This window comes from Deltaproteobacteria bacterium (assembly GCA_022340465.1).
Taxonomy (GTDB): Bacteria; Desulfobacterota; Desulfobacteria; order Desulfobacterales; family B30-G6; genus JAJDNW01.
Genome location: JAJDNW010000024.1, coordinates 93,099 through 107,428 on the forward strand (window position 1 = coordinate 93,099; position 14,330 = coordinate 107,428).

Genomic DNA, 14,330 nt, shown 5'->3' on the forward strand with positions numbered 1-14,330 from the left:
CCCATAGCTGCTGATTTTTTATCTGGCGTCTTACCGTTTCATGGCCTTCGGACCACCCGGCAGCATCAGTACGAAGGGAACCGTTGCCAGGAACAACATACCGAAAAGCCAGGCGACATCGTTGTAGGCCAGCATGGTTGCCTGCATGTTGACGACCCTGTCGACCAATGCATAAAGGCCGTGCTGCACGCTTTCGGCATTGAGACCCGCCTGGCCTAACACGTTGGCGGCCAGTCGTCTGTAGTGCTGGTACATCGTGTTAAACGGGCTTATGTAGCCGGAAAGGTTTGCGTGGTGTATTTGCTGAGAGCGGGCCACCATGGTGGCCACCAGGGCGTAGCCGATGTTGCCGCCGATTCGTCGCGCCAACGTATACAGGCTGGTTGCATCCGTCATGTTGGCCCGTGGAATGCTGGCGAGGGAAAGCGTGCTGATGGTCACGAACATGGCCGGCATGCCGACGCCCATGGCCACCATGGCGGGAACAAGGTTCCAGAATCCGGCCTGCAGGGACAGGCGTCCGAGGTCATAATAGCTCCAACAGATAGCGGCGGTGCCGATCAGCACCAGCACCCGCGAGTCGAAGTTGTTGTAAAGCCGACCGACGATCGGCATGAACAGCATCATCATGAGGGCCCGTGGCATTAGTACCAGTCCTGCTTCAAATGCCGGATACCCCAGCAGATTCTGTGTAAATTGCGGTAAAATGAAGGAGGTTCCGAAAAGAGCGATGCCGAAAACCAGCCCCATGGCGGAACCGAGCGCCAGCGGAATATCGCGCAGGATGCGAAAGTTAATCACCGGTTCGGCAACCTTCATCTCCCAGTACACCAGCGCCAGCATGCTGACGGCGCAGACAAGGCTTCCGCCGACAATCATACGCGATTCAAACCAGTTCTGACTTTGTCCGCGCTCCAGCACAATCTGCATGGTTGTCAGCCCCACGGCCAGCAAAGCGATGCCGACCCAGTCGATTTTGCGGATACCGCGGCGGAGATACGCGGGGTCGTGTACGAAGGCGGCGATCATCAGCATGCCGACAACGCTGACCGGCACATTGATAAAAAAGATCCAGGGCCACCCATAATGATCGGTCAGCCAGCCTCCCAATATTGGCCCGACGGCCGGCGCCATCACCACCCCCATGCCGTATACGGCCATTGCCATCCCCTGTTCTTCCTGGGGAAAGGTTTCGCGCAGGATGGCCTGCGAGACCGGAATCAGAGCGCCGCCGCCCAGTCCCTGCAATATCCGGTAGAAAATTATCTGGTGAAAGTCTACCGCCGTGCCGCACAGGATCGATCCCAGTGTAAACAGGCCGAATGAAAACAGGTAAAGGCGTTTGCGCCCCAGGAGGGTACTCAGCCATCCGGCCATGGTTACCATGATAATTTCCGCGATACTGTAAGCGGTGGCGATCCAGGTGACGGATGACAAATCTTCGCTGAAACTCCCCATCATATGCGGCAGGGCCACGTTGACCACGTTGATGTCCATGACCGCCATGAACGTCCCGAAGAGGACGGTGAAAGCCACCAGCCACTTGTTGACCCCAGGCGTCGAAGCGGCGCCCGGATCTGTTTGCCAACGCTTGCTCATGGTTTGGAAAGGGCTATGTTCTGCTTTTTCAGGTCGGATCCGCCGCCGGCGACATTGACTTCCGGAACCACCGACATGCCCGGCACCAGCAGTATGTCGTTCGAGTCGGGGAACCGGTCAATCGCTATCTTGACCGGCACGCGTTGGACGACCTTGACGTAGTTGCCGGTGGCGTTTTGCGGCGGAAGCAGGCTGAATCGAGCACCGGTTCCGTGCTGAATGCTGTCTACATGCCCCTGAAGGGTCACGTCGGGATAGGCATCCACCTCGATTTTCACCGGTTGACCCTGCCGCATGCGCGTGAGCTGGGTTTCCTTGAAGTTGGCGGTTACCCATACCGTGGCCGGTACAATGGCCATCAAGGCCTGGCCCGCTTCCACGGAGATGCCCGGTTCGACCGCTTTCCGGGTTACAAAGCCATCGGTCGGTGCATCGATGTGGGTATAAGAGAGGTTCAGGCGGGCCTGAGCCACTTCGGCTTCGGCCCTGTCGACATCCGCCCGGGTTGCTTCCGACTGGGAAAGGCTTTGCTCCACAAGCTTGGGAGCGGATTGGGCGGCCGCCAGGAGCGCATCGGCCTGCTCCAGGCGCGCACGGGCCGCGGCAACCTCGGCGGTCTGCCGGCGGAGGTTGCTCTGCGCGGCTTTGCGTGCCGCCCGGGCCTGGCGGAGCATGGAACGATAGGTGTCGACTTTTTTCTCGGCGGCCGTCAGGCCCGCTGCCGAAACTTTTTCCGTAGCCACCACGTGATCGAGATCCCGTTCCGATATGGTTTGAGTCAGGCTCATTTCCCGGTATCGTTTCAAGTCCATTGCATCGCGCCGGTGATTCGCAGCGGCTGAAGCGACCTCTGCTTCGGCTTGGCCGAGCGCCGCTTCGGAAACGGCAATCTGGGCCTGGGCCTGTTCATCCTGGCCGGCCGCTGCCGCCTCCTGAGCAAGTGCGGCTTCGACAGCCGCTTTCGCGGCCGATAAATTGGCCTCGGCGCCCTTGAGGTCGGAGGCGGCGTTCAGCGACGTCAGGTCCACGGCCACGCTGCCGGAGCGCTGGTTGGCCCGTGCCGCTGCGAGCGCGGCTTCGGCTGCATCGAGTCGGGCCTTAAAAAGCGCGGGGTCCAACTCTATGAGGCGCTGGCCGGCCTTAACCCACTGGTTGTCGACCACATACACCCCGGCCGTGTGTCCCGACACGCGCGGGCTGATGGTGATGATGTGCCCTTCGATAAAGGCGTCGTCGGTGGACTCGTGTGAAAGTGAATGCAGGTAATAGGGTAAACCCAAAGCCACGGCAACCAGCGCCAAAGCCGGTATTGCCAGCCGCACCAAAAGACGCCGCCGCTGTTTTCGCAGATTTTTATCCAAGGCCGGTGCAGCTTTATTTTCAGGTGAACCGGGCGTTTCATTATCGTTTTCAATCGTGTTCTGGTTTGCTGGAGACATGGACCTTCAACCTTGTCTGGGATCGATGTTTTTCCGCGTCATTTCAGCACCAATCCTGCAGGATATGGGTGCCGTATTGACAAAATGGGCTCTGGACGACCGAGTCCAGACACCATACACAACCCAATAAACCTGTCAAGAACGATGTGGTGCCGGTATAAAAGCATTAGAAAAGAAATATCTGTATGATAACCAAAAAAAACCTTGATCCCATTTTCTACAATGGAATAAGAAGTTGTCTTTATTGAATGATTTATTGGCATCGATAATTTTCCGCACGTTTGTGCGCGGTGGCCCGACGGTTTGAGCTGCAGGCTCTCGCCCGGTGGTCTGGAAGGGAACAGGGCATGATTTTAAAAAACTACATCCGCAACGAATTCGCAAAGACGGACACACCGGAAAACACCGTCCGCAACATAGCAGCCGGGTTCGACCGATTGGGCTATGATATCCAGCATATACCCTTTCAATTTTCAGACCAGATCCACTGGTCCAGCATTTGTATCTACGGCATTAATCTGGAGTGTCAGGGCAAAGGCCTTACCCCGATGCTTTCCAAGGCCAGCGCGCACGCAGAACTGGCAGAGCGGTTCAGCGGCGGTTTGTTCTATCCGGCCTTTGAAGAACAAGTCCGCTTTAACATGCCCGCCCTTTACAGCCGGCAGGTCAGCCGGTTTTTAAATTACGAATGGCTGGACGGCTACGTGAACAGCCACCAGGATAAATTACAGGGCGAATACCTGCCCATTGAAACCCTGCTGCGCAACCAGCCCAACCTGATTCCAGACGACGTCAAAAAAATCAAAGACAGCCAAATGGCAAGACACTGGGTGGACGGCTATTCGCTGATGCAGGGCAAAACCGTCAAGGTTCCCGTCAATTTTATCGCCTACATTAACGCGTCCAACGGCATGGCTGCCGGAAACACATTGGAAGAGGCCCTTGTCCAGGCTGCTTGCGAAATATTTGAACGCCACACTCAAATTCAGATCATCAAGCCCGAACAGACCATTCCCACCATTGACAAGGACACCCTTAAAAGCGACGGCCTGAAATCCATGATCGCGTCTTATGAAAACGAAAATGTTGAAATCATATTGAAGGACCTCTCCATGGACGGACGATTTCCGAGCATCGGCGTGTTGTTCATCAACCACAACATACCCGTTGGACGACTGGAGCACAAAATTCTCATGCCGGGCGTTTCCTTCAATTTGGAGGAGGCACTCAGCCGCTGCCTGACCGAATACATGCAGGGCCGCAGCACCCTGATGGCGACCCGTCCCGATATGGACAGGTCGCTCATCCATCGCTCCCGGGTTTCCAATTTTTACCTGTTGTTCAAGTGCTGCGTGTCTCAAAAAGACATCTCCTTTTTGGAAAAAGGAGACACCATCGCTTTTAGAGGCAGTCCTGGGGGGGATATTTTGTCAGAAATAGAAGCCATCGAAAACATATGCCGTGAGCTCGATACCGATTTGATCGTTTTAAACCTCACCCATCCGGTCCTGGGATTCCCGGTGGTTCGGGTCGTTATGCCGGGCATTTCGGACTTTCTTCCATTTGTTCCCAGCGATATTTTGACCTCGGTTAACACGAATCCCGATTCCGCCTGGCGGGGGGAGCATTTTAAATGCGTAATGGAATCTTTTTTCTAGATCCGGTCTTGTTTTTACCCAAACCAGTCGTTTCAATAATATGATACGTAGGCGCGGAACGTTAACAAATCCAAACGGCGTCGTCACTTACATCAAATTCGCGACGACGATGCTCGATTTGACATCCTCAACGCCTGGTACGGACCGGACGATTTCAGGGATGCGCTCGGCGTCGAGCCTCGAGGTTGACAAGCCGCTGATGGACACCCGGCCGTTTTCTTGAACATCGACATCCAGCATGTACAAGCTGATATCGTTGCGCAAAATTTCGGCTTCCACTTTTTTCTTCTGCGCCAGTTTCTCCATACTTTTCACAGCACTGATGCTGCAGGCGTCGATCTCATTCGATGCCGCCAGCTCCATGATGTGTTTGGCTGCGGTTTCATCGCTCAGCTTTTCCGTGTTCAAAATCAGGTCATAAAGAAACGGGTCCTCCAGGTTCATGTTAAAGGCGTATTTGCAAAAGCCGTTCACCTGCCGGTCGCTTTTCTCAATCAGCTTTTCGGCTTGTGCGCGATTCAGCCCTCGTTCCCGCGTCAGATTTTCGATACGCTTTTCGTACGGGGCGTTGACGCGAACATGCAGGGCGCAGTTGAAATCGCGCAGGAGCATCTGGCTGCAATGCCCCATGATGACGCCTTTGCCCCGTTTCGAAACATCATAAACAACCGATTCCATTACATCGAGGTAGAGCTCCGTATTGGCTCCCAGGATGCGATCGAAAAGGTTGGGTATTTTTTCATCCAGGTGCCGCAGATCATCAGCGCGCACTCCTGATTGCAGCGCCTCGGATTGCAGCCGGTTATCGTCATAAAGTTCGAGGCCGAGGCCCGCGGCGACCAGCTCGGCGATTTTTGTGCCGCCGCTGCCGACGTTTTTTGAAATCGTGATTAACGCCATGGGCGCCTCCTTATATCGAATGGTGGTATAACTTAAATTTAGTTTGAAATATCTATATATTATTGGTTGTGTCGGTCAAATATAAATCACCACATTGTGTCATGCGGATAAATTAAGGAACGATCGCGGTTTGTCAAGATCGTCTGACGTTCGGTTGGAAAAGCGTATGGATGAAATGGGCTGTGCGGGGTGCAAACGACCGGTTTTCCCAAAAGTTGCATAAACAACATGGCAACGATTGCTTAAATTGCGGCGTGCGTTTGATATCACCCACCTCAGAGCTGTGGGCGTTATCTATTTCTCGTCGTCATCAAGCCTGGCGAGCGCCTTGAGCAAGCCCAGCGGCGATTGGTTCCGGGACAGCTTCTCGATCGCCTCCATTCGCTTGCGGTTGCTTTCGAACTTCTTTTGCAGCCTGGCATGGTAGGCTTCCTTGATCGCTTCCACCAGCTTGTCGAAGTCGTAGGGCTTTTCCAGATAGTTGAATGCGCCGAGCTTGGTGCACTCCACGGCGGAATCAACGGTGGCGTGGCCGGTCAGCATGATGGTTTCGATGAATTTGTGATTTTGTTTGAGAATTTTCAAAACCTGCGTACCGTCCATCTCCGGCATCTGCAGGTCGATGACTGCCACATCGAAGCCACCCTTTTGGGCGGCACGCACGGCCGCGTTTCCGCTTTCGGCGGTCGTGACCTCAAACCCCTTGAGGACGAGCCGATCCGCAATGGCTTTCAAGAATTTGACTTCGTCATCGACCAGTAGAATTTTTATCGTATTTTCCGTTTCCATGGCGCCCTCCGCCCAGGCAGGTTAAAACCTGGATAGGGTAAAATGTATTCGAGTTCATACGGATCGGCGATGTGCAGCCGTCATCAAGCGGTTACCCGGCTTCACTTTTAGCAAGGCCGGTTTGAATCGTTAACGGTACGTTCAGCTTCAGATGGCCGCCTTCCCCTTTGATGGCGACACCGATCGATGTCGCCGCCTTCTCGATCCGGTTGTCGGTAAAATCCTGAAGACCATGGGACCCGGGATCCGCAATGCCGATCACCCACCCCGTATTTGACAACGGTTGGACGTCAATGTCAAGTTCCGCCGACGGTCCCTCATTTTTAAAATGCTGCACCACGATTTCGTATACGATGGCCTGGAGTGCGAAAGGACAGGTCTGAACCTCGGGCGGGTCGCCGTCCCACGGGGTGAGACGGATTTTGCCGCAGAAAGAGAGATAATTTGCCAGTTGGCAGATTAAATCCAAAAGCTCCACGAGGTCGACGGAGACGATCGGTGCATCGACGCTGTGGGAGAAGCGGTTCATTTGGCGAATTGTTTTGAACGCGCGCTGAATTTCTTCTATGATGCTGCCGGCGCTGTTCTTAAGCATATCGGGATCGACAGGCGTTCCCGTGGAGGCCATTTCCGACAGGTCAGTCAACAGTCCCGCGGTTTCGGAGATAATGGCCATGATGTTTTTCAGTTCATGGGAGATCGATGCATTGACCCGCCCGAAAAATGCCAGACTGTCGTAGTCAAATAGGTCCTTTTCGTTTTTCATAACCAAGCCTCACCTTGCAATACATGGCACGCGAAGGGTTACAACCATATTCGCGGTGTTGCGCACCCCATCGCCAAAGCGGCCTTACGTTTCTTCTTCCAGTCGCTTCAAAGATGCGATGAGGTCGTTTATGTTCAGGGGTTTCGGCAGATAGGCCTCCGCTTCCTGGACCCCCGCCTGGAAATCTGCATTGGCCCCGTGGCCGGTCAGGAAAATAATCTTCATGCGGGGATATTGCTCACGCAACCTGTTTTTGAGTTCCATGCCGCCGATACCCGGCATTTTTACATCGAGAATGGCGACATCATAGGATGCCTCCTTTTCAACTGCTGCCAACGCGTCTTCACCGGAAAAACAGACCGTAACCTGCATTCCTCTCAATTCGAGGCGCCGGGCCAGCATCGAGGCAAATTTTTTTTCGTCATCGACAAGCAGAAGATTCATGATAAGGAATCCTTCTCGATTCTAACGGGTAAGGTCACTGCAAAGGTCGTTCCTTCATCCGTTTTACTTTGAACCGTGATGTTGCCATGCAGTTTTTGAACCAGCCCGTAGGTAATTGACAGCCCAAGACCGGTTCCCTCGCCCTCTTTTTTGGTGGTGAAGAAAGGATCGAAAATCTTTTTCAGGTGGTTCTCGGATATACCGCACCCATTGTCGCGGATCAACAGCTGCACATGCTCCGGATCCGCCATCTTGGCCCGGATGTCGAGAAAGCATCCGTTGCCGATGGCCTGAAAGGCATTGTTGACCAGATTGAGAATGATCTGTTGCAGTTTGCCGCGGTCCGTCTCAATGAGTGGAATGGTGTCCGGGATGTCCACATGAATCGATATGTCGCGGTATTCCGCTTCTTTTTTGTGAAAATTAATTACATCGGTGACCATTTTGTTGAGATCGATGGACTGGGTCTGGACGTCAAAACGGCGCGCAAAACCGAGCAGCTGCCGTGTGATGGTGCCGCAGCGTTCTACCGCCTCGATAATCGAATCGATGTGCTCCACCAGATCCGGGTCTTCCTGGTATTGCTGCTTGATGAGGAACAGATCTTTGATGTAGCCGGCGGTTTCGTTGATCAACGCCAGTGGGTTGTTGATTTCGTGGGCCACGCCGGCAGCCAGCTGCCCGATGGATGCCAGTTGGCAGTTTTGCTCGGCCATGGCCATGGTCTTGGCTTTTTCCCGGTCAGCCTGGAACAGTTTATTGACCATGACGGACGAGATCATGAAGATAACCAGGCAGATGACGCCGGCGCTGACAGCAAAAAACCAGTTGAACTGGCGGCGAAGATCCAGCCAGACTTTCATCATGCCGGCCTTCTGTTTGACCACCATGAGGATGAAGTTCGTGGGTGCGATGTTGGTGGTGATGTAGGCGTAGCCGACCAGGACGGACTGTTTGCCGGTGTCCGGTATCACCATGGACCGGGTCCTTTCGGAATAGGGTGGTACGGGGATGCGGCTGAAGTTGGAGTCCGTTGCGCGGTATTGCGAGGGCGTCTGCAGCTCTCCCTGACGGTTGGTCAGGAAAATGTCTGCATGTTCTCCGGTCTTATACGTGGACAGGGTCTGGATCAATCTTTCCGTATCGAGGGTGGCGCGCAACACAAAATATCGGCCATTCGGCCGCGAGGCCTTGACCGACACAACGATATGGGGGACATCGCGATAGCCCGAGAAGATCTCGCTGACACAGGCATCGTGCTGTTGGCATTCCATGAACCAGGGCTGCGCACTGTAATCTTTGCCTTTCAGCTGAAAGGGGCCGGCATAAGCCACCTGGGTGCCGTTGTCCGCAATCACACTCAGATCGGTCAGGCCGCCGAACCCCATTTTCAGGTTGTGCAGCACGTCGTCCAGGACGTCGGGGTCCGACAGTTTTACATAGCTCATTTCGTTGGCTGCGAAGGTGAGCGCCGCCAGGCGTTCTTCCAGAAAAAAGGTAACCGCCCGCCTGGCATTGGACGTCAGTCGCTCCGTTCGCAACAGCGACTCGGTGTCGATGGAGCGTTCGATCAGCTGATAGTAGGTGATGGTCGTGATGATCAGCGGGAGCAGGGCGGTGGCCAGCAGGATGAAAATGCCCATCCCCCACATCTGACGGTAATCCCGGAAGGTGAGGTATGGTTTCAGTTGCTCGTCGTCCTTGACGTGAAATCTGGGCAGTATTCCCTGCAGCCCGTTTTTGATCGAGTCGGTCATACCGAACCTTCTTTGACCTTCACCATGATCGCCAGCAACCGGTCCACGTCCAGTGGTTTGTTCATGAAGGCATGAGCCCCCAGGGACATGCACCGCTGTCGGTCCTTCTCCGTTCCGTGCCCGGTCAGGATGATTACCGCCGTTTCCGGCCGGTAGGCCTTGATTTGTTTCAGCACTTCGGTTCCATACAGGTCCGGCAGCCGCAGGTCCAGAACCACGGCCGGCACCGAAATTTCGGATAGGCTGTCAAGCGCCGTCTTCCCGTCGTATCGCACCTCACAGGTCAATCCCCGCAACCCCAGGCGCTTGGCCAGCATGTCAGCATACCCTTTTTCGTCATCGACAATCAATAGGTCAAAACATTTCATAATGCAACACCATTTTGGGTTGACTGGACCCGAAAATTGCTTTATGTGAAACATATAAATCGAAAAGTTTAAATTGTAAACACTAATTTAGGGGTATTGGATAAATGTTAAACAATCGAGTGGTATCCATTTGTCGCCGGCTTTTCATCCTCGTGGTTGTTGTTATCGGTTCTCCCGTTGTCGCCTCCGCCGCAGAAGCTGTGGCCGGCAGTGCAGCGACCCATCCCTGGTGGTTCTGGCCGGTGATCCTGTTTTTCTTTTGTCTGGTTCTCGGCGTGCTGGCGGTTATGGCCGGCGTCGGGGGCGGTGTGCTGTATGTGCCTTTGGTCAGCGGTTTTTTCCCCTTCCACATCGATATTGTCAGGGGCATCGGGTTGATGGTGGCCCTGGCAGGTGCGCTGGCCGCCGGCCCCGGGTTGTTGCGCCGCAACCTGGCCAACTTGCGGCTGGCGCTTCCGGTCGCCCTGATTGCCTCGGCCTGCTCTATCGGCGGGGCCATGCTCGGCCTGTATCTGTCCCGGCTGAATCCCAACCTGATTCAGGCCTGCCTGGGGGGAACCATTGTCGGTATCGCTTTTCTACTGCTGTTTTCAAAAAATACCGAAAAGCCGGTGGTCAAAAAACAGGACGCCATCGGCCTGGCTCTGGGACTGCAGGGGATCTACTGGGATGACGGCGCCCGCGAGAGCGTGTCCTGGAAAACCCACCGCACCCTGCTGGGGCTCTTCATGTTCATCCTGATCGGTATTCTGGCCGGCATGTTTGGACTGGGTGCCGGCTGGGCCAACGTGCCCGTGCTGAACCTTCTCATGGGGGTACCCCTCAAGGTTTCCGTGGCCACCAGCAAATTTCTGCTTTCCATCACCGATACATCGGCCGCATGGATCTATCTGAACCGGGGCTGCGTGATTCCGCTGATTGCCATTCCATCCATCGTCGGGCTGATGCTCGGATCCATTTTAGGGGTTCGCATTCTGGCGGTGGCCAAGCCCAAGTTCATTCGCTACATGGTCATTGCGGTGCTTTTTTTCGCCGGTTTAAAGGCCCTGGACAAGGGGTTGGGCTTGGGTCTCATGGGCTAATTTAATCGAAACGATCAATATTAGATAAGGAGATCACCGATATGTCAGATATGGACAAAGAATCGCTCAAGCCTTCACGGGAGCAGATCATTTACGCAAATTTGTTGCTGATGGGCATGGCACTCGGTATAGTCGTCATGGTCATCACCTACGCGATCTATGTGACTGGCATCTTGCCGTCCCATGTGGACATGCAGGTCATTTCCGCAAATTGGGGCAAAGGCATCCATGAATACCTGGAAATTACCCATTCGCCCCACGGCTGGGGATGGACCGGCCTTTTGCTGAAGGGCGACTTTATCAACTATATCGGTTTCACCTTGCTGGGCCTCATGACCATCTTTTGCTACCTGGTCCTGATCAGAGGCTATGCTCGCAAGAAAGACTGGATTTTTACTGTCATCAGTATACTGGAAATTATCGTTTTGTCATTGGCCGCTTCAGGTATTTTGGGCAGCGGCGGCCATTGAAAGAAAAGTGCCAAATCAACATCATCCCTTTCGAGAACAAAGGTAGGTAGACATGAGCAAAAAAAAAGTGAATATCCTGCTGGTCGATGACAATCCCAAGTTTCTTGCATCCGCCGCCGAACGCGCCAAGCTTAAAGGGTTTAGCGTATACACCGCGGAAAACGGCGGTGCGGCGATGGAAATCGCCCAAAAGACAACCATCCATGTGGCCGTCGTCGACCAACAGATGCCGGATATGGAGGGACTGGTGGTCATCACCAAGCTCAAGGCGATATGGCCGGATATTCGTACGATCCTCTTGACCGGCCACGGGGGCGAAAAACTGAAGAAGGCCACCGAGGCGCTCAACTCGACCTATTTCGATAAGGAAGAGATGGGGAATTTCTGGGAATTTTTGTCCAACCTTCCCATAGGCGGCATCAACATTTTACTGGTGGACGATAACGAAAAATTTGTCAACACACTGGCCGACCGCATCCGGCTCAAGGGCTACGATCCGCTGATTGCCCTAAACGGCCGTGAAGCGTTGGAGATAGCCGCCAGCAACAAGATCCAGATAGCGGTGGTCGATCAGAGAATGCCCGACATGGACGGCCTGGTGGTCATCACCAAGCTCAAGGAGATCGACCCCGACATTGACGCGCTGCTTCTCACCGGCCACGGAGATGAAAAGCTCCGAGAAGCCACCCAGGCCCTCGATGCCCAGTATTTCGAAAAAGCGGAGATGAGCAAATTCTGGAGCTTCATCCGCAGGAACCTGCAGCGGCTGGAAAGGCATTTGGCGGCGGCAGGGATGGCCGAAGGCGGCGACATCGAAGATGCCGTGGGAATTGAAACCAAGCATAAAAAGAAAAGCTGAACCGGAATAGCGGGCGAATCGGAAAAAAGACAACATTCCATACGGTGAAGATTCCCCTCAAGCTTGCTGCGGGGAGTGTTCAATCCACTCATACAAAGCTTGCTGGGATGGGGCCGGAGGAGTGACAACCATGTGATCGCGCACTGGCGCGGAAGATTAAGACGAATATGACAACCCGGGCAAAACAGGTGCTTCTGGTAGATGACGAGGAAGAACTGTTAGCGTCCATTGCCCAGCGCATGGAAGTACTGGGGTTTGTGCCCCATACCGCAACCAACGGAACGGCGGCCATTGAGATCGCCCAAAATCGACCCATCGACATTGCCATCGTCGATTACCAGATGCCCGACATGGACGGGCTGGTCGTCATCACCAAGCTCAGGGAGATCCGCCCCAATTTGAGGACCGTTTTGCTGACCGGCCACGGCGGTGAGAAGGTCCGGCAGGCCACCGAATCACTGAATTCCATTTATTTCGAAAAAGACAGGATGGGTGATTTCTGGCATTTCGTCAGACAACTCAATGCCAATGGCCACGTCGTGGCCATTCATCCCGCATCCGCACCGTCGGCCGGCGAAGCGGCCACTGCGACGATTTCTCGGACGAGCCTGCGCCGGGATGAAGTCGCGCGCAAGAGCGCGGCCCCCGGCACACCCGCCCTAACCGATGCGGGCCTTCAGGAGGAAAAAAATCGTTTGCGGATTGTAGGCGAAACAGCCGCCATGCAGGAGCTGCGCAAAAACATTGCGAGTGCGGCCCCGCTGGATTGTACGGTCACCCTGAAGGGCGAGCCGGGCAGCGGTAAGGAACTGGCGGCCAGGGTCATCCACGCGGGGAGCCGCTATGCCCACAAACGCTTTTTGGCGATAAACTGCGCCAATTTCAACAATGCCCACCTGACCGAGCAGCTTCTCGGCTTTTCGGGCGGCCGGCTTTACGAAGCCATTCGAACCGGCAGCGGAATATTCGGGGCGGAACCCGTTGGTACGTTGTTTCTCGATCAGGTGGAAAAATTGTCCGCCCCCATGCAGGACCAGCTGATGACGACCTTGACCGTGTCCGAGAAGCGGACGGCGGGCAGCCAGGCGGAAACCGACCCGGATATCCGCATCATCGTGACGACGGAGACCGATCTGGTTGCGCTGGTCGAGGCGGGCACCTTCAGCCGGGAACTCTACGATCACCTGGACTTGTTCGAGTTGACCGTTCCACCGCTGCGGGATCGCAAAGATGACATTTATCTCCTTTGCCGCTATTTTTTTGACCAATACCGCCGCGAATTGGACAAACCGGTAGACGCAATTTCACCGGAAGTGGTCGAAATACTGCTCGATTATGACTTTCCGGGCAATGTCCGCGAACTCAAGAATATCATCGAACGGGCGGTGATCATTGTCGGCGGCAAGACAATCACGCGCCGGCACCTGCCCGTAAGATTTCTGCAGGACAAGCAGGACGAATGCCTCATGGAATCGGATCAGCTTGCGACCATGGCCGAACTGGAAAAGCGCTACATCATTAAGGTCCTCGAAGTGACCGGCGGCAACAAGTCTAAAACAGCGGAAATCCTGGGAATAAGCCGCGCCGCCTTATGGCGCAAGCTCAAACTGTTCAAGGCAGAAAGATCGGAAGAATGAATGCGCCTCAAGCTTTTGCAGCGTTGGGGTTAGGGTCGTTTTTGGCGGGCAAGCGCTATGGCCGCGGCCATTTTACACCAGCCAACGGAACCCCAGCGGTGGGGTGAGAGATGTCCCTCAGTGCACCCGGCTTTTCTGGCAATTCCTGCAGATCCCGTCGATGCGTATCTCCACCTTGTCGATGCGCCCCGGAAAGTTTTTCCACAGGGGGTCGGTGTCGACGTTGAGCATTTCCGGGCTCAGGCAGTCCATTTGCCCGCACACCTTGCAGTAAAAATGCGGGTGGGGCCGGTGGTGGTCGTTCGGGGCCAGTCCGTAGTAGAAGGCACGGCCGCCGGTGCTGATGCGGTCCACCAGGCCGTGGTCGACCAGGAGGTCGAGGATGCGGTAGACGGTCACACGGTTGATCGTGCTGCTGCGTTTCAGGGTTTTGTAGATGTCACCCGCGGAAAGGGGGAAGCCGTTGTTTCCCACCACCTCCAGGACACGCATCCGGTTGGTGCTGGCTTCCAGATTGGCTGCCGTCAGGAGGTTTTCGTAATTACATTGGTGGCACATAGGG

General features: G+C 54.8%; 14 protein-coding genes. 5 read left to right on the top strand and 9 right to left on the bottom strand.

From position 1 onward, the window contains the following. Nucleotides 1-30 precede the first annotated feature (30 nt). Both LJE94_04660 and LJE94_04665 read right to left on the bottom strand, forming a co-directional pair. Nucleotides 31-1,599, bottom strand: a complete 1,569-nt coding sequence (locus tag LJE94_04660) for a DHA2 family efflux MFS transporter permease subunit (protein ID MCG6909399.1) — start codon at nucleotides 1,597-1,599, stop codon at nucleotides 31-33. After that, complete coding sequence (locus LJE94_04665; GenBank protein MCG6909400.1) at nucleotides 1,596-3,038, bottom strand: HlyD family secretion protein; 1,443 nt, start codon at nucleotides 3,036-3,038, stop codon at nucleotides 1,596-1,598. The genes LJE94_04660 and LJE94_04665 overlap by 4 nt, the downstream gene beginning before the upstream one ends. 347 nt (nucleotides 3,039-3,385) lie before the next feature. On the opposite strand from LJE94_04665, the gene LJE94_04670 reads away from it, so the two are divergent. Next, on the top strand, nucleotides 3,386-4,696 hold the full coding sequence (locus tag LJE94_04670) for a YcaO-like family protein (GenBank protein MCG6909401.1): 1,311 nt from the start codon (nucleotides 3,386-3,388) through the stop codon (nucleotides 4,694-4,696). A gap of 87 nt (nucleotides 4,697-4,783) precedes the next feature. On the opposite strand, the gene LJE94_04675 is transcribed toward LJE94_04670, so the two are convergent. The 6 genes from LJE94_04675 to LJE94_04700 all read right to left on the bottom strand — a co-directional run bounded on the left by LJE94_04675 (nucleotide 4,784) and on the right by LJE94_04700 (nucleotide 9,720). Further along, nucleotides 4,784-5,596 carry a cytidylate kinase family protein gene (locus LJE94_04675; protein MCG6909402.1) on the bottom strand — a complete coding sequence of 271 codons (813 nt, stop codon included), beginning with the start codon at nucleotides 5,594-5,596 and terminating at the stop codon, nucleotides 4,784-4,786. Between the two features lie 294 nt (nucleotides 5,597-5,890). Beyond that, a complete protein-coding gene (locus LJE94_04680) occupies nucleotides 5,891-6,385 on the bottom strand; it encodes a response regulator (protein MCG6909403.1) in 495 nt (164 codons plus the stop codon). A gap of 91 nt (nucleotides 6,386-6,476) precedes the next feature. Then, nucleotides 6,477-7,151, bottom strand: coding sequence for a hypothetical protein (locus LJE94_04685; GenBank protein ID MCG6909404.1), 675 nt, complete (start codon nucleotides 7,149-7,151; stop codon nucleotides 6,477-6,479). Between the two features lie 84 nt (nucleotides 7,152-7,235). Continuing rightward, entirely contained in the window at nucleotides 7,236-7,595 is a 360-nt protein-coding gene (locus LJE94_04690; protein ID MCG6909405.1) for a response regulator, read from the bottom strand. Continuing rightward, nucleotides 7,592-9,352: a two-component sensor histidine kinase gene (locus tag LJE94_04695; protein ID MCG6909406.1), complete on the bottom strand. Its 1,761-nt coding sequence runs from the start codon at nucleotides 9,350-9,352 to the stop codon at nucleotides 7,592-7,594. Before LJE94_04695 ends, LJE94_04690 begins: the two co-directional genes overlap by 4 nt. Further along, entirely contained in the window at nucleotides 9,349-9,720 is a 372-nt protein-coding gene (locus tag LJE94_04700) for a response regulator (protein MCG6909407.1), read from the bottom strand. Before LJE94_04700 ends, LJE94_04695 begins: the two co-directional genes overlap by 4 nt. 104 nt (nucleotides 9,721-9,824) lie before the next feature. On the opposite strand from LJE94_04700, the gene LJE94_04705 reads away from it, so the two are divergent. From LJE94_04705 to LJE94_04720, 4 genes are all read left to right on the top strand, one after another. Next, on the top strand, nucleotides 9,825-10,802 hold the full coding sequence (locus LJE94_04705; protein MCG6909408.1) for a sulfite exporter TauE/SafE family protein: 978 nt from the start codon (nucleotides 9,825-9,827) through the stop codon (nucleotides 10,800-10,802). Between the two features lie 41 nt (nucleotides 10,803-10,843). Next, a complete protein-coding gene (locus LJE94_04710; GenBank protein MCG6909409.1) occupies nucleotides 10,844-11,272 on the top strand; it encodes a DUF1634 domain-containing protein in 429 nt (142 codons plus the stop codon). A gap of 52 nt (nucleotides 11,273-11,324) precedes the next feature. Continuing rightward, nucleotides 11,325-12,131, top strand: a complete 807-nt coding sequence (locus LJE94_04715; GenBank protein ID MCG6909410.1) for a response regulator — start codon at nucleotides 11,325-11,327, stop codon at nucleotides 12,129-12,131. Nucleotides 12,132-12,298: 167 nt separating this feature from the next. Then, nucleotides 12,299-13,768, top strand: coding sequence for a sigma-54 dependent transcriptional regulator (locus LJE94_04720; GenBank protein MCG6909411.1), 1,470 nt, complete (start codon nucleotides 12,299-12,301; stop codon nucleotides 13,766-13,768). 117 nt (nucleotides 13,769-13,885) lie between these two features. On the opposite strand, the gene LJE94_04725 is transcribed toward LJE94_04720, so the two are convergent. Further along, nucleotides 13,886-14,326 carry a transcriptional repressor gene (locus LJE94_04725; GenBank protein MCG6909412.1) on the bottom strand — a complete coding sequence of 147 codons (441 nt, stop codon included), beginning with the start codon at nucleotides 14,324-14,326 and terminating at the stop codon, nucleotides 13,886-13,888. Nucleotides 14,327-14,330 lie beyond the last annotated feature (4 nt).